Source organism: Magnetococcales bacterium, assembly GCA_015231755.1.
GTDB lineage: Bacteria > Pseudomonadota > Magnetococcia > Magnetococcales > Magnetaquicoccaceae > Magnetaquiglobus.
Window position 1 is genome coordinate 160,671 of record JADGAZ010000004.1, and the last position, 16,845, is coordinate 177,515.

Here is a 16,845-nt window from a genome sequence, read left to right on the forward strand (position 1 = left end):
TTTCCCCACGAAACCTTTTCAAGGTTCATGAGTATTGGCTAAAAATAGGGTCTTTTCCGCACTGCGTCAACATTCAACGCCGAAAACGGATGATCAACTGCAACCATGAACGCTGCCACCCCCCCATTCGACCCCTCCCCGGAGCAGATCCGGCGCTGGCTCCAGCTCCATCCGGAGTTCTTCGACGATCATTCCGACCTTCTGCCCGCGGCCATCACCGCCTCCGGCAAGGTGTTGAGCCTGGAAGCAGGCCAGTTGAACACCCTGCGTCAGAAGAATGAACAACTCTCCAGCAAACTGGACACCATGCTGGAACGGATCCGGCGCAACGAACGGATTCATACCGCCTTTCACCAGATCGAGGTGCGACTGGTCACGGCTCTCACCCCCCGGGATCTGCTGCTGGCCGCCACCGTGGATCCGGAACAGTTGTTCGGCATCCACCGGGCCACCGTCACCTTGAGTACCCGTCATCCGGCCCTGTTGGCGTTGTTCCGCACCCCGAACCCGGATCCGGAGATTCAGGACCGACTGTTTCCCATCGACCACAAGCGGCTCATGGATCTGCTGCGGGACTCGCCGCATCCGGTGATCCGGGTGGGACAGGAGGGCACCAACCGGGAAATTTTCTTTGGTCCAGCCACCCCCCAGATCCGCTCCGAGGCCCTGGTGCCCCTCTTCACCCATCCGGAAAGCGGTCCCGAAGGGTTGATCGGCTCCCTCAATCTGGGGGGCGAAACCCCCAACCGCTTCCTGCCCAGCGACGCCACGGACCTGTTGCGGGATCTGGCGGATATCCTGGGGCTGTGTCTGTCCCGCATGGCCATGCCGGACTGATTCCGACCCCAAATGGATGGATCAGACGGTTTTCTTGGCACGTTCAATGCGTAATGGAGTGGATTCATTTCCGCTCCAGCGCGTTGATTTGCCAAGGAACCGTCCATGTCCACCACCGCCGAGCCCCATCCGTTGTTCGCCTCGTTCCTGCGCCATCTGGCTACGGAACGTCATTACTCCGATCACACCACCGCGGCCTATCTGAACGATCTGACCCGCTTCGCCGAATTCTGGCACCAGCACACCCGCTCCTCTTTGAGCGCCGACGCCCTGCCCGCCATCCGTCCCGCCGATCTGCGGGCCTTTCTGGCCATGGAGCGCCGCGCCGGCAAGGCCAAAGCCACCTTGCAACGACGCATGGCCTCGGTGCGGGCATGGTTTCGCTTTCTGGAGCGCACCGGAGTTCTCGCCACCAATCCGGCGGCTCTGATCTCCACCCCCAAATTGGGCATCCGCCTGCCCCGCGCCCCCACCGAAGAAGAGACTGCCCGGCTGCTGGACTCCCCCCTCGACACGGAAACCGCCAATGGCCGCCAGCTTCCCCCCTGGGCCGAGGCCCGGGACCGGGCGATTCTGGAACTGCTCTATGGCTCGGGCTTGCGGGTCGGGGAGGTCTGCTCCCTCAACCGCCAGGACATCGACTTGGACAACCAGGAGGTGCGGGTATCGGGCAAAGGAGGCAAGGAACGCATCACCCCCCTGACCCGTCCTTCGGTTCTGGCCCTGCGCCGCTATTTGCAGGCCAAGGAACAGGCGATCCCCGGTCGCCGCCCGGATGCGCCACTGTTCATCGGGGTCAACGAAACCAGCGGTGATCGTCGTCTCGATCCCCGCCAGATCCAACGCCTGCTGCAACGACTGCGCCGTCAACTGGGTCTGCCGGAAAAAATCACCCCCCACGCCCTGCGTCACGCCTTCGCCACCCATCTGCTGCAAGCCGGGGCGGATCTGCGTTCGATTCAGGAACTGCTGGGACACGCCTCGCTTTCCACCACCCAACGCTATGCCCATCTGGACGTGCAGGCCTTGAGCCGGGTGTACGACAACGCCCATCCCCATGCCCACGCCCGACCCCATGCCTCGGACTCATGACCCCGCTGCTCAACCGTTTCCTGGAACAACTGCTGCTGCCCCCCGGCGCGCTCCTCTCCGGCATGGCGCTGGTCTGGCTGCTCCTGACCCTGCCCGGATCCACCCCTGCGGCGACGCGGATCCGGCGGGGACGCACGCTGCTCGGGGTGGTGCTGACGCTCTCCTGGCTGGCCACTCTGCCGGTGGTCGCCAACACGGTGGCGGACCGACTCCATCCCCAGGCCCGGGATACCGCCCTCAGCGCGGAAAAAATCCGCCAGACCGATGCCCAGGCCATTGTGCTGTTCGGCTACGGTCGCGCCTCCCAGGCGCCGGAATACGATGGAGAAGATACCCTGTCACCCGGTGGACTGGCCCGGGTCCGTTATGCCGCCCGGCTGCACCGGCTCACGGGACTGCCCCTGCTGGTGACCGGTGGACGCCCCTACGGCGAAACCCGCTCCGAGGCGGCCATCATGCGGGGAGTGCTGGAAGAGGAGTTTCGGGTCCCGGTCGCCTGGATGGAAGAAAAAAGCCGGGATACCTGGGAAAACGCCGCCTTCTCGACGGCCATTCTCCAACAGGCTCACATCACACGCATTCTGCTGGTGGTACACAACCGGGATGTACCCCGTGCCCTGCTGGCGTTCCAAAAAAGCGCCGGAGAAAGCCTCCAGGTCACCCCGGCTCCGATTCTCTTCCGGACCGACACCCCATTCCGGCTGTCCTGGGATCCGGTGGCGCTGATGCGCTGGATCCCGAATGCCGATGCCCTGTCCCTGCTCGCGGTGGAACTGCACGAGTGGCTGGGTCAGCTTTGGTACCGGTGGCGCGGCTGACGAAACACCGCCCCCGATGCCATCCCTGTCCCCTCCCCGGTCATGAGATCAGGGCGTGGAGGGCCCGTTGCACCGTATGGGACAACCCTGCCCAGTTCTGTTGAGCCTCCTCCCACTCCCCCAGTTCGATCACCCCTTTCAGCCGGATGGCCTGGGTCACCACCCGTTTGGCCCCCACGCCCGCGGCAGACTCACGCAACCGTTCCAGTACCGCGAATGCCCCCGGGAGATCCTGGTTGAGCAAAGCGGTCCGCAAGTTTTCCATCTGTCGGGAGGCGGTTTCGACAAACGCACCGGTCTCGCTCACCACCGCTTTTCCAGGATCCGGAGATCCGATCCGGCAGGCGGTTTCCCACACCCCGTCCGCCACTGTCCCGGAAAACAGCACGATCACATCGGTTCCCGTCGCTTCCGCAGTGCGCATGCGAATGTCGCCCCCCAGGGTCCGGGCGATCAATCGGGCGGAATAGGTGCCCAATCCGGTTCCCCCGGCCTTGCCGCAGGTGGCGTATTTGTCAAAAAAGGTCCCGCGTATCGCCTCCGGCACCGCGCCGGCATTGTGAATGACGATACATCCCACCCCATCGATCCGGGTGAGGGTAATGGTCACCACCTGTTGGGGCGGAGAGGCTTCGACCGCGTTCTTGATCAGGTTGGACAGCATCGAGTAACACAACACCGACTCGGCCTGCACCACGAACCGGTCCGCTGCATCCGCCTCCCGGTCATCCAGATGGATGCGCAAGGTCAATCCATTGCCAAACAGCAACGGCGTCATATTGACCTGGATGGTGCGCACAATAGCCAAAAGATCCACATCCTCCGGCTTGCACACATATTCTCCCCGCTCCATTTGATACAAACCCAAGGAGAGATTGACCATATGCAAAACATTGACGCCGGCATCATGAATGATTTTAATTTTTTCTTTTTGCAACACAGTCAAACCATCCTGATTCAACAGCAGGTCCGTGAAACCGATGATGCTGTTCAACGGAGTCTTCAGGTCGTGTCTGACGATCTGATCCACATCGTGTTTGATTTTTTCCGCCTCAATCAATTTGACATTGAGAGAGACCAGCCCCTGATTGGCCACTTGCAAATCCCGGTACGACAACTCCAGCCGCTTGGCCAGCTCTGCCCGTTGCAACCAGGCTTGAATCCGCGCCCGCAGAATGGTGGGACGGGGGGGTTTGTTGATGAAATCATCCCCTCCACACTCCAGACATCGGGCCAACTCCCGATCGGTCTGCACCGAAGTCAGAAACACCACCGGCACCCCCCCTCCGGAACCCACCCTGGCCTTGATCCGCTGGGTGGCCTGATAGCCATCCAGCACCGGCATCTGGATATCCATCAGGATCAGGTCACAGTCCGGGCCACAGTCATCCAACTGGTCCAGCGCCTCCTGTCCGTTGACGGCCAGAACCACCCGATGTCCCTCCTGACGCAACATCTCCTCCAGAAACAGTCGCGTCACCGGATCGTCATCGACAACCATAATGGTGGCAGTCATGGGCCCCTCATCCGGATGGCAGCAAACAGGCGTCCGCATCCGGATCCAGGACTTCCGGATCGGCGAAAGTCTCACGGATTTCCAGAATGGCCGGCAGATTTTCACAAAACACCCGCACCAGTTCGGGATCGAAGGCGGTTCCGGAACAGCGTTTGATCTCCTCCACCGCCCGTTCCACACTCCAGGGCTGCTTATAGGGACGCCGGGAAGTCAAGGCATCGAACACATCCGCCAGACTGCAAATGCGACCCATGATGGGAATCGCCTCTCCCGCCAGACCATAAGGATAACCACTGCCATCCCAGCGTTCGTGATGGGTCAGGGCGATGGTGTGGGCGGTGCGCAACAACAAAGAAGGCTCATCATCCAGCAATTGTCCCCCCAGCAGGGTATGGGTCTTCATCACCCCGAACTCCTGGGGAGTCAGCTTCCCCGGTTTGAGGAGAATGCAATCCGGAATGCCGATCTTGCCCACATCGTGCATGGGGGCGGCCTGCAACAGCAACGCCTGATCGTGGACCGTCAACCCCGACACCCGCCCGATCAGGGTGGAATAGTGGCTCATGCGCTGAATGTGTTTGCCGGTTTCGTTATCCCGGTATTCCGCCGCCTGACCCAACCGGCGGATGATCTCCATCCGGGTGCGCAACAGCTCAAATTCCCGATCCGCCAAGGCCTGGGCGGTCCGGGCGGCCCGCAGGATGTAACGCATCCGATGGCCCAGCAAACCCCAGTTGATGGGCTTGGTGATGAAATCCGTCGCCCCCGCCTGATAAGCGCGTTCGATGGAGGTCAAATCATCCAAAGAGGTGGCCATCACGATGGGCAGATGTTGCCGGCCTTCCATGGCCCGCACGGTCTCGCACAACACAAATCCGTTCATGCCGGGCATCACTACATCGGAAATTACCAGATCCGGCATCTCCCGCTGCAACCGCTCCCAGGCCTGCAACCCGTCTTCCGCCTCGATCACGCGAAAGCCTCCCTGTTCCAACGCCTCCCGCATGGGCAGGCGTTGCAGAAATTCGTCATCCACGATCAACACCAAGGGATGTTCAAGATCGTCTGCCGGTTCATTCATGATGGATATCCCCTTCCCGCTGCGAGTCACACAAAGCCTGCAACGCCTGTCTGGCCTCATCAAACAGGGCATCACTGTGTTGAAAATGTCGGCTCACCGCCGCCAGATCCCCGTGTTCCATCTCCATGGTTCGCGCCAACTCCGCCAGACGGGCCACCCCCATGGTGAGACTGGAAGATTTCAAGGTGTGGGCCGCGACCCGCACCCCTTCGGAATCCCCCTGTTCCAAAGCCTGTCGCAATGCCTGCATCAATTCCGGGGTGCGCAGCAGATAGTGCTCCACCATTTTGCCCAGCAGATTGGTCCCCCCTTTCTGGACCAGTTCCAGAATGCGCCCCACAGCCTCCCGATCCAACACCGCCAATTCCGATTCATCCAGTCCCATGACGACCGGCAACAACACCGCTCCGGCCGAGGAATCGGAGTCGCTTTCCCGCCCCCGGGGTTCACGCACCTCATGGGGCAGCCAACGGTGCAAGACCGCACCCAGTTCCGCCTGACTGAAAGGCTTGTGCAGATAGTCGTTCATGCCCACCGCGTTGCACTTCTGTCGGCTTTCCTGCAACACATGGGCGGTCAGGGCGACGATGGGAATGGAGGAACGACCGGCCATCTTTTCCCAAATGCGCAAGCGTCGGGTGGTTTCAAAACCATCCAGAATGGGCATCTCGCAATCCATGAAAATGACATCGAACCCCGGCACCGTATCCCGCACCAGGGTCAATGCCTGCTGACCGTTGAACGCCACGGTCACCTGGCATCCGAACAGTTCCAGGGTGGCCATGGCCACCTCCTGATTGACCGGATTGTCTTCCACCAGCAGAACATGACCGCTGAAACGCACAGTATCCGGGGAAAGGGAAGTCTGATCGCCCTGCCAGGCGGCGATTTCCTGGAGATCCCCCTGGCGCTGCTTGCCGAAACGGGCCGTAAACCAGAAGGTCGATCCCTGACCCGGGGCGCTTTCCATCCACAGCTCCCCGTCCATGATGGAGACCAACTGCCGGGTGATGGCCAGACCCAACCCGGTGCCACCAAAACGACGCGCCACGGAAGGGTCTTCCTGGGAGAAGTTCTGAAACATCTGGCTCTGGTAATCCTCGGAGATGCCGATTCCCGTATCCATCACACAAAAACGCAACAGGATATCCGCCTCCCGCTCCTCCACCACCCCCACCGACAGTCCCACCGACCCCTGATCCGTGAACTTGACCGCGTTGCCCAACAGATTGAACAGGATCTGACTGAGCCGATACGGATCCCCCAACAGTTGTCTGTTCTCGTCACCCACCCGGTTGAAATGAAAATCCAACCCTTTGCGCAAGGCCCGTTGCGTGAAAATATCGCAGATGTCCCGGATCACCACATCCAGATCAAAACGCAACATTTCCAGGAACAGCCGCCCCTCCTGGATCTTGGCGAAATCCAGAATATCGTTGATGATGCGCAGCAAGGTGCGACCGGAACGATGAATGGTCTCGACATAATGGCGTTGCTGTTCGGTCAGTTCGGTGCGCATGATCAGATCGGCCATGCCCAGCACCCCGTTCATGGGGGTACGGATTTCGTGGCTCATGTTGACCAGGAAAATCTCCTTGGCCCGGGCACCGGATTCGGCGGCATCCCGCGCTTTTTCCAGCTCTTCGGTCCGCAGGCGCACCAGTTCCTCCAGGTTTTCCCGATAGCGGCGCAACTCATCTTCGGCCTGTTTGCGCACGGTAATATCCTGATGAATCCCCATCCACACCTCGCCATGTTCGGCGTGGGTCAGGGTGGTGATGGAGATATGGCCCCAAAAGAGGGTGCCATCCTTCTTGATGTTCCGGACCTCCCCTTCCCAGATCCCTTTGCGATACAACTGGCTGACAATCCCCTGCACCACGGCGTCGATGGCCGGATCCGTGCCCGCGTGGGTCACGGCAATGGTATGACCGATGATCTCCCCCCGACCATACCCGAACATTTTTTCAAACCGACGGTTCGTGTAGACAATCACCCCATCCAAGGCCCGCACCAGACACACCCCTTCGGTCATGTGTTCCAGCATGCGGGCTTGCAACCGGATGTCCTCCTCCCGGGCGGCCCGGGCGTCGATGCGCAAATGGCTGTAGCGCTCGGGCATGACCGGATCCATCAGACCGAAATTCTCGATGATCTCGAACCGGCCTTCCGGGGTGCAACGGGACAAAAAGGTGTTCACCCGGGCGTGATGGGTCATCGGATCCATGTGTACCCGCCCCTGGGGACCGGTGACCGCGAGCCGCTCCAACGCGTTCACCAACGCTTCGGAATCCAGGGTGCCGGCTTGGTTCGCCGCCTGGGCGAAGGCCTTGACGCACAGACAGGCCCCCTCGCCAAAATTGGTGAGAATGCCGTTGCCCGCAGGCCACAGGCCGGTGACGCCGGGCATGGCGGCCAACCGATCCAGAAAACGTCGATTCTCGTCGGTATCGACCGTCATGAAGTAGGTATTGCTGGAATAGTGCCCCCCACGCACCTTCGGCTCCAGATGACTGGCCATCAACTCATCATAATGGCCCATGACCACCACCATCCGCCCGGTGAGTCCCAAAGCAGAAAAACGCGACAGCAGCAGCAGTTGATCGGCTCCGGCAAAATAAGGCACAAAAACCGTGGCCCCGGAGGCGGCCACCTGTGCCAGCAAGGCATCGATCCGCTCCCGGGTCACGCCGAGGGGCAGATACTCCTCTCCCACCACCTCCCCCCCATCCTGCAACAACACCTCCTTGGCCGCCTCGATGGATCCCCGGGGCCATTCATAGTTGTTGCCGGCAAAAAACATTCTGCGACCGTGATGGGCATGCATGTACGGAATCATTTTGCCGATCTGCTGATTGGGCAGCGCGGCGAAATGAAAAAAATAACGGCTGAGAATGCTGCCTTCATAAAAGGAAAAATTCAATAACGGAATCTTGCGCGGCTCGGCCACCCGGTAGGCCACCGCGATGCGGGAATTGGACAGCAAATTGCCGATCATGGCCACACAACCATGATGCTCCACCAGTCGTTCCGCCGCCATCACCGCGCTGGGGGGCAGACTGCCATCGTCTTCCACCACCAGTCGCAAAGGCCGACCCAATACCCCGCCGTTTTCGTTCACCTCACGGGCGGCCAGTTCGGCGGCCATGCTGATCTCCGCACCATACATCCCCACCACACCGGTCATCGGTGACATCAGGCCCAACACCACCTCATGATCGTTGTATGATTTTTTCATGAGCTTTAATCATTCGCTCCCGCTCGGCTCGACTGCGCGCTTGTCCACAAAAAATTCTGCAATGCCTGTTTGACCTTTTCAAACTCCGGGCCAGTTGCACGCCAAGACTCCAGTACCCGCATGGAGTCGGCGTAATCACTCTCCATCACCCGTCCCAACTCCGCCAAACGGGCCGCCCCCATGGTCAGACTGGAAGACTTCAGGGTATGGGCCGCGACCCGCACCCCTTCCGGATCTCCTCGTTCCAGGGCCAGTTCCAGTTCGATCAGCAGTTCCGGCGTGCGTTCACAATAATGTTCCACCATTTTGACCAGCAGATCGGATCCCCCTTTCCGGGCCAGGGCCACAATCTGCTCCAAGGCCACCGGATCCAGGACCAAAGGCGTCATCCCCGCTTCTCCAAAGCCATTTTCCAGATCGACACCGCAGCCCGGATCCGCTCCCGACAAGCAAGCCAATCCATCCTCCCTCTCCAACACCTGCCCCGCCCCGAACGCCACACCGGACGATACAGTGGCCATCACGGGACGCATCCCCCCATGGCAGGATGGCAACCAGCGTTGCAACAGCTTGACCAGATCCGACTGGCTGAAAGGCTTGTGCAAATAGTCGTCCATGCCGGCTTCCAGGCTCAACCTCCGGCTTTCCTCCAGGACATGGGCGGTCAGGGCGATGATTGGAGTCCGGGGCAGAGCGGCCTGTTTTTCCAACCGGCGCAACCGTCGGGTGGTCTCGAAACCATCCAGGATGGGCATTTCACAATCCATGAAAATGGCATCGAACGGTACCGTCGCGCTCTTCACCGCCGTCAACGCCTGCTGACCATTGCGCGCCACCGTCACCCGGAAACCGAACAACTCCAAAGTGGCTGCTGCCACCTCCTGATTGACCAGATTGTCTTCCACCAGCAATACATGTCCGTCAAAACGGGCGTTCTCCAGCAAAGCAGGCGCCTGCGTCCGCTCCCAATCCTCCAAATCCTTACGGTCCCCGGCCTGCTGCTTGCCGAAACGCACCGTGAAACCGAATTTCGCCCCCTGCCCCGGTTCACTCTCCACCCACACTTCCCCATCCATGACCCGTACCAACTGCCGGGTGATGGCCAAACCCAATCCGGAGCCTCCAAACTTGCGGGCGATGGAAGAGTCGACCTGGGAAAACGGCTGAAACAGATTCGGCACATACTCCGGGGCAATGCCGATGCCGGTATCGATCACCTCAAACCGCATCAGCACATCCGCCTCCCGTTCCTCCTGCACCCCCACCTCCAGGGTCACCGACCCCTTCTCGGTGAACTTGATGGCATTGCCCACCAGATTGAACAGAATCTGATTGAGCCGATAAGGATCCCCCAATAGATGAACCGGTACCCCCTCGGCGATCCGACATGTAAAACCCAGTCCCTTGTTGTGAGTCTGGGTGGCAAACATGTTGCGCAAGTCCTGAATCAGCTCCTCCAACTCGAACCGGAACAGCTCCAGCACCAGACGCCCGGCCTGAATCTTGGACAAATCCAGAATGTCGTTGATGATGCGCAGCAGCGTGCGCCCGGAACGGTGAATGGTATCGACATAATGGCGTTGTTTTTCCGTCAAGTCGGTACGCAGGATCAGATCCGCCATGCCCAACACCCCGTTCATGGGGGTACGGATTTCGTGACTCATGGAGGCCAGAAACCGCTCCTTGGCCTGATGGGCGGATTCCGCCTGTTCTTTGCTCTGGCGCAACCGCTCCTCCCAGCGTTTGCGCATGACCAGATTCATGGTGTCTTCACCGACGGACTGGAGTTGTCGCACATCCTCGTCATCATAAGGTTCCGGCTTGTTTCCCACCACCAGCATCATCTGCACCTTGCCATGCACCAACACCGGTACACTCAAAAACCGGGTGACGGATACCGGTTCATCCCCCTGTTCACGAGCATCACGGTTGGATTGGTAATCGTTGCAGATCATAGGCTTGAAATCCAGCATCATCTCCGCCCACGCCTCGGCGCGCTCCGGGAAACCCTGCAATGGCCAAGGGCACGCCGAACCCTTCCAGTCCCAAGAAATCAGCTCAAATCCACACGACTCCTCATCCAGCAGATGTATGCAACCGATCCCACTGCGGGTCAAGGTCTCGGCCACGGCCAAGGATTGGTCACACAACGCCTGCATACTGGCATCCATGGCACTCCGGTTGATCTCCATCATCAACCGCATGCGCTCTTCGTTAACCATCCGGGCGGCCAGCACGCGACGCCGTTCGGTGGCATCCCGCAGCATGAGCAGATAATGGTTGTGTCGGCGCAACCGCATCGGGGAAAGGGTGGCATCCACATACAACACGCTGCCATCCCGACACCGGAGCGGAATATCCCCATGATTGCGGGTACTCCCCGGATCCGCATGCTGAAACTGGTCAATAAAAGACAATAACGTCCCATCCGGATTGAGTTCAGCAATCCGCAACCCCCGTATTTCCGCCAATTTGAAGCCGGTCATCTGACAAAACCGGGCATTGGCCATCTGCAACAAACCGGTCTCGGGCACCAACAGGGTAATCCCATCGCTGGCGGCTTCAAAAATGGTCTTCAACGTCAACTGGCTTTCGGCAAGCCGTCGTATCACCACATCCCCAATCCGGATGAATACCACCCCGCCCACACCCAGCAACATCAGGGTGAGGGTCACGGTCTGGGCAACCGATTCCATCACCGGGGCACGCAGTTCGGCCATGTCGATCTTGATCACCATCCCCAAAGCCAAAGGGGCGATGTATTCGTAAGCGGCCAACACCTCCGTTCCCTGATAATCCTTGCCGATCACCACCCCGGATTTCTTTTCCAGGGCGTACCGCATGGGGGTGGCCTTGTCCTGATCACTCCAGGCGATGTATTCCGGAAGGGTTGCGGTATTATCCGCCGGTCGCTGTCTGAACAAAAACTGAATCTGCTCCCCGTGACGATGGGCAAACAGAATCTCTCCCGTGAATCCCAGCCCCTTATACCAATCCTGATAGATCCGGGACAACAGGGCAATGATGGGCTTGTCGTCACTCGTTTCGGTATATCTCGGGTCTTGAAAAACCAGTTCATGCAGGGTATTGATGAGCCGGACCTGACTGGAGGCCAACGCACTGAGGCGTACGCTTTCGCTGTCCAACGTGCGTTGATACAGAACATACAAGGTGCTGCCCGTACTCAGAAAAACCACCAGCACCATGATTCCCAGCAACAAAAACAGCCGTGCCTTTCCGCTCGCCAATCTCAACATAACATTCCGTCCCCCCAGACAAAACCATACCATCCAACCATTCCCCGCCCCCGGTCTGGCACCCTCCCGCCATTTTCAGCACCGGTGACCGCTTCTGCCGGGATCCAGATCCCTTCATTCCCCTGAATCAACAACCAGACCATCACAAGACCGATTGTGCGTTGCGAATCCCGGCCACCCGCATGCCGTTGCCGGATTCATACACCTCCAGATAGGTGCCATTCTCAAAGTGAAACTCCAGGCTGCGGAATTGTACAGGCGTTTCCCGCTCCTTCAAGACAACACTGGAGATTGCCAGACCTTCCAGACATTTCAAAATTTTCTTCTCTTCGCAGGTAATCATACCCTTCCGCCCCTTCTGACTAAGTTGAACCCGATGATCCTTCCCATGATCCGTGTTTATCACATGATTAACAATTAACACAAACCATGCCATATATTTCCACCAGACATCACACGCAACACTCTACCTATTACAACAGTCCATGACCACACGCTCGACAACTCAGGCTGACACTTGGGGATCATTACTCCATACATTCAATAAGAGTCGTTTTTATCATGACAGATTAAAGAAAAAAGGATTGAAATCAAATCGTCTCATCCGCTCCTGCGACAACCAACACCGCCAGACCGTCGCAATACGCAGCACAAGTGAGGCCAGATATCCCCCATAACCATCCACACTGCCACCCCCTCACGGGAAACGGCAGAAACCCATCCACGAATATCGCTCGGGGATGTGACACGGACACAGGCTGCAACATCCGTCATTCATTCCGGAAAAATTTCGGATAAGATCAAGATTATTCAACAGGATGCGAAAGATGAAAGAAACAAGCGGGCTGCAACAAACGTTGCAGGCTCCCCTCAATTCTGGACAGGCCGGTTGCTGCGACGGGTGATTCTTTGGTTCAATGCCTGCCGGGTCAAACCGAGCATGGCCGCCGCAACACCTTGATTGCCATGGCTCTTTTCCAAGGCATAACCGATCAGGTACGCTTCGGCCTCTTTGAGGGTGGGGGGGTTCTCCCCCGGAGCCCAATACAGAGGGGCATTATTGGTGGCGCCATCCTCTGACCGAGGCCGACTGCCCACCCCTTTCCCGACGACACGCCCCACTCCATGCCGAAACCCCTCCATGAAGAGAACCCCCTGGGTATGACGGGCCACCGCATCCATGACCATGGAGCGCAGCTCACGCACATTACCCGGAAAATCATATTGCTCCAGCAGATTCACCAATTGGGGATGCGGTGTGGGCGGAGGGATCAATCCGATGGTCTGAGAAATTTCTTTGATGAATCGATCCAACAACAACGGAATATCCTCCTGGCGTTCCCGCACAGGAGGAATGACGATGGCATGGGTGGACAAACGATAATAAAGATCCGCGCGAAACTTGCCGGCTTGAATCCGTTGCCTCAAATCCCGGTTGGTGGCCGCGACAATGGTCACGTCAGCGTTTTTGGAGGCATCGGAGCCCAACGGCTCAAATTTCTTCTCCTGCAATAATCGTAACAATTTCAACTGGCTGGACTCGGACAAATCACCGATTTCGTCCAGAAACAACGTGCCGCGGGCGGCTTTGCTCACCAATCCCTCCCGAGAGGTCTGCGACCCGGTAAAAGCCCCTTTGGTGTGCCCAAACAGGGTATCGGCGAACATGTGGTCATCCAGTCCCGCCACGTTGACCGGCACCAAAAGACCGGTCGCCCGACGCAACGCATGAAACGCTTGAGCAAACAACTCCTTGCCGGTGCCGGTCTCCCCCTGGATCAAAAGAGGCTCACCGGTGCGAGCGGCAGACTCCATATATTTGAATAGACCCAACATTTTCTGACTGCACGTCACAATCCCCTCGAACGCCTCCGGATGCTTCAGGTTTCCGCCCAGCAGATAATCCTTCAAGGTATCCGCATGCAGACGCAAACCCACCAACTCTTTGGCCTTGCGCACCGCGGCAATCAACCGTTCCACCTCCACGGGTTTGATCAGATAATCCGCCGCTCCATTTTTCATGCACGCCACAGCGGTATCCACATCCTGCAACGCCGTCACCATGATCACCGGAATATGGGGATGATGGGCCCTGATCTGCACCAGCAACTCCATGCCCGAAACGTGCGGCATGCGCATGTCCAAAAGCAGCACCGCGACACACGCACTCTCCAAAAAAGGCATCACCTCGCGACTGTCGCTCAGGGTCTTGACCGGACCCAGCCCATGATGGCTCAACAACAATCGCAGGCCCAACAACAGATCGGCCTCGTCGTCCACCACCACCACCAGGGGGGCCTGATGACCCTGACAGGACTGGGGAAAAGAGGGCAGGGAAAGATCAGGATCTGGTAAAATCACTGTTCCACTCCGGAAAAACGATGGTCACCCGGGTACCCTGGCCAAGCTCCGAATGGACCGATAGCGTACCTTGATGCACCGTGATGATTCTCTTGGTGATGGAAAATCCCAACCCCATCCCCCCAGACTCCGGACGGGTGGTGAAAAAAGCCTCCCCGAGACGGGAAAGATGTTCCGGCGCGATGCCGCACCCGGTATCGCGGATTTCCACCCGAACACCCCGGGAGAGCGGATCCGGCGCCATGGCGATGGCAACCGCCTCTTGCGGAGTACCCAGGGACTGCAACGCATTCAAAATCAGATTGGTGAACACCTGAAACAACTGCTCCGGATTGCCCTGCACCATGTGTGGACAGGATTCCCATTGCGTGTCGAAATGATTGGTATGGCGCCTGATCCTTTCGCGCAAAAACAATGCCGAACGATTCAAAATCTCTCGCAGATCCACCGGTTGCATGATGGGTTGCTGCTGCGGACGCGCCAACATTTTCATGTTGTTGATAATGGCCTTGATGCGCCGGGCATTCTCCTCGATGCCATACATCAAGGCCATCACGGTCTCTCCCGTCTCGGAGTAGGACGCGCCCCCGAAAGAAAAATCACCGTTGCGATGGTAATAACCATCCAGAATCTTCTGGGCATCCTGCCACATGACTTGTAACAGATTGGTGTTCACCATGATGATATTGTTTGGATTGTTCACCTCGTGGGCAATGCCCGCCGCCAACAGCCCCATCGAGGCCAACCGGTCGTTCTGGTAGGTCTGCTCCTGCAAGCGCACCCGCTCCTCGGCAGCCTGCTTGATGGCCGTGATATCCTCGACAGCCCCCAACACCCCCACAATGGCATGATCTTTTCCCCGCAATGGAATCTTGGTGACCGATCCCCATCCCGGGGAACCATCTTTTCTCACGATGGTAATCTCCCGCCTGTACACCCCCTCCTGACTTGCAATCACAAGACGATCAACACGACGATACTCCTCCGCCAGATTGGCCCAGGGCATGTCATCATCGCTTCTGCCAATGACCTGATCGGGATGATCCAAACCCGCCACATCCAGAAAAGATCGATTGCATCCCAGATAAATCGACTGGGTATCCTTCCAGAACACCTGAATCGGGATGGCGTCCAGAATGGTGCGCAACATGCGGTTGGTGTCCCACAGTTGCAACTCATTTGCAATTTTTTCCGTCACATCCAGCAGGGTCAGAATCAACCGCTCCACCTGCCCATCCGCCCCCCGAATGGGCAACAGCGACCAGTCCCAATAGGTCACCCCCCATTCGGGATGATCGGGCAACCTGAACGGATCGGCCTCGATCGTAAACGGCACGCCGGTCTCCACCACCCGCCGGAAAATGGCCTCGTTTCCCGGATGGGGATACTGGACAAAATGATTCTTTCCCGGAAAAAACGCCACATCCAGGGCACATTGCTCGGCATAGGAGCGGTTCACCCGAATGAAGTTGAACTCCCGATCCAGAAACGCAATGGACAAATGACTGGTATGAAACAGGCTTTCCAACAGTTCGTGGAAGTTGCGCAAGGCATCCTCGGTACGTTTGCGCTCGGTGATGTCGGTATCGATGGCACCGATCCCCAACAGTTGGCCATTCTCGTCATACATGGGAAACTTGACGGACAGATAGGTACGTTGTGTATCCCCATCACGCACCACCAGCTCTTTTTCGATCAGGGTTTGTTGTTGTACAACCAGTCGGTCATGCTGCCAATGGCTGATGGCGATCTCTTCGGGCATCAAATCAAAAACGGTCTTGCTGCCCAACTCCTGTCCCTTGACCCGGAACAACTCCTCGAAACGACGATTGGCCAACAGATGATGCCCCAGCATATCTTTCAGATAAATCAAAGCATTTGAATTATTGATAATGCCCAGCAAACGGCTTTCGCTCAACGACAGCGCCGCCAAGGTGCGATGCAAGGTGACCACCGCCATCTGACGGGTCGCATCCAGCGAGACAAAATGCAAAAATTGCCTGCGGGTGATCGCCACCGCAATCAGGCTGACCACCATCACAAACAACACACTCATCCAAAGCGCCTTCTGCTGGGCACGCACCACTTCCTGATGGAAAAACAAGGCCTTGTATTCCGCAAAGCTGACCACCTCGTTGATCAGATGCTCCAGCCTCACAATGCGCTCCCGGCTCATCTCCTGCTCTTTCTGGATCGCTTCCGGCAGATTGCCCAATCGCACCAGATCCACCACCTCCTGCTGCATGTAACGCAACTCGACACACTCCTGCCGAATGTGACGCACCAGTTGCGAACTGCCCAAAAACCGTTCCCCGATCACATTCAAATTGGTGTTGAATTCAATCTCCTGCTGCTTCATGGCCTGCCAGGTGTCACTCTCGGGATCAAACCCCTGCTCGTTGAAGAGATTGCGAATGATCAACTGCATCTTCCAAAGAGAGGACTTGGTACGTTGGGCCGCATTGCTCACCTGAAACGGATGCCTGTAAAGCTTGTCATTGGCCTCAACAATGGTCTCCATCTGGAAAATCAACAGGGATCCCATACCGATCATCAGCAAGACCTGCAGGAAATAACCACCCCATTTCTGCTCTCGAACATTCAACTGGCGCCACATGGCCCATCTCCTAATTACACCCATAAAA

Annotated in this window: 10 protein-coding genes; 3 read left to right on the top strand and 7 right to left on the bottom strand. The window is 58.0% G+C overall.

What is annotated here, in order from left to right; translation table 11 throughout:
• The first annotated feature begins 105 nt into the window (after positions 1–105).
• From HQL98_04275 to HQL98_04285, 3 genes are all read left to right on the top strand, one after another.
• Positions 106–837: a DUF484 family protein gene (locus HQL98_04275; protein MBF0271284.1), complete on the top strand. Its 732-nt coding sequence runs from the start codon at positions 106–108 to the stop codon at positions 835–837.
• 105 nt (positions 838–942) lie between these two features.
• Complete coding sequence (locus HQL98_04280) at positions 943–1,929, top strand: tyrosine recombinase XerC (protein ID MBF0271285.1); 987 nt, start codon at positions 943–945, stop codon at positions 1,927–1,929.
• On the top strand, positions 1,926–2,747 hold the full coding sequence (locus HQL98_04285; protein ID MBF0271286.1) for a YdcF family protein: 822 nt from the start codon (positions 1,926–1,928) through the stop codon (positions 2,745–2,747). Before HQL98_04280 ends, HQL98_04285 begins: the two co-directional genes overlap by 4 nt.
• 40 nt (positions 2,748–2,787) lie before the next feature.
• On the opposite strand, the gene HQL98_04290 is transcribed toward HQL98_04285, so the two are convergent.
• From HQL98_04290 to HQL98_04320, 7 genes are all read right to left on the bottom strand, one after another.
• Positions 2,788–4,263 carry a response regulator gene (locus HQL98_04290; GenBank protein ID MBF0271287.1) on the bottom strand — a complete coding sequence of 492 codons (1,476 nt, stop codon included), beginning with the start codon at positions 4,261–4,263 and terminating at the stop codon, positions 2,788–2,790.
• Between the two features lie 7 nt (positions 4,264–4,270).
• The gene (locus HQL98_04295; protein ID MBF0271288.1) at positions 4,271–5,344 is read right to left on the bottom strand and encodes a response regulator; all 1,074 of its coding nucleotides are present in this window, start codon (positions 5,342–5,344) and stop codon (positions 4,271–4,273) included.
• A complete protein-coding gene (locus HQL98_04300) occupies positions 5,337–8,582 on the bottom strand; it encodes an ABC transporter substrate-binding protein (GenBank protein MBF0271289.1) in 3,246 nt (1,081 codons plus the stop codon). Before HQL98_04300 ends, HQL98_04295 begins: the two co-directional genes overlap by 8 nt.
• A gap of 5 nt (positions 8,583–8,587) precedes the next feature.
• Entirely contained in the window at positions 8,588–11,839 is a 3,252-nt protein-coding gene (locus tag HQL98_04305) for a response regulator (GenBank protein ID MBF0271290.1), read from the bottom strand.
• A gap of 142 nt (positions 11,840–11,981) precedes the next feature.
• A complete protein-coding gene (locus HQL98_04310) occupies positions 11,982–12,182 on the bottom strand; it encodes a hypothetical protein (protein MBF0271291.1) in 201 nt (66 codons plus the stop codon).
• 527 nt (positions 12,183–12,709) lie between these two features.
• Positions 12,710–14,131, bottom strand: coding sequence for a sigma-54-dependent Fis family transcriptional regulator (locus tag HQL98_04315; GenBank protein ID MBF0271292.1), 1,422 nt, complete (start codon positions 14,129–14,131; stop codon positions 12,710–12,712).
• A gap of 49 nt (positions 14,132–14,180) precedes the next feature.
• Positions 14,181–16,817, bottom strand: a complete 2,637-nt coding sequence (locus HQL98_04320) for a PAS domain-containing protein (GenBank protein MBF0271293.1) — start codon at positions 16,815–16,817, stop codon at positions 14,181–14,183.
• Between the last annotated feature and the right edge of the window lie 28 nt (positions 16,818–16,845).

Excerpts from the sequence above, each read along its gene's own strand:
- HQL98_04300 (MBF0271289.1), bottom strand. The coding sequence starts at position 8,582 with ATGAAAAAATCATACAACGATCATGAGGTGGTGTTGGGCCTGATGTCA.
- HQL98_04275 (MBF0271284.1), top strand. The coding sequence starts at position 106 with ATGAACGCTGCCACCCCCCCATTCGACCCCTCCCCGGAGCAGATCCGG.
- HQL98_04310 (MBF0271291.1), bottom strand. The coding sequence starts at position 12,182 with ATGATTACCTGCGAAGAGAAGAAAATTTTGAAATGTCTGGAAGGTCTG.
- HQL98_04285 (MBF0271286.1), top strand. The coding sequence starts at position 1,926 with ATGACCCCGCTGCTCAACCGTTTCCTGGAACAACTGCTGCTGCCCCCC.
- HQL98_04305 (MBF0271290.1), bottom strand. The coding sequence starts at position 11,839 with ATGTTGAGATTGGCGAGCGGAAAGGCACGGCTGTTTTTGTTGCTGGGA.
- HQL98_04290 (MBF0271287.1), bottom strand. The coding sequence starts at position 4,263 with ATGACTGCCACCATTATGGTTGTCGATGACGATCCGGTGACGCGACTG.
- HQL98_04320 (MBF0271293.1), bottom strand. The coding sequence starts at position 16,817 with ATGTGGCGCCAGTTGAATGTTCGAGAGCAGAAATGGGGTGGTTATTTC.
- HQL98_04295 (MBF0271288.1), bottom strand. The coding sequence starts at position 5,344 with ATGAATGAACCGGCAGACGATCTTGAACATCCCTTGGTGTTGATCGTG.
- HQL98_04280 (MBF0271285.1), top strand. The coding sequence starts at position 943 with ATGTCCACCACCGCCGAGCCCCATCCGTTGTTCGCCTCGTTCCTGCGC.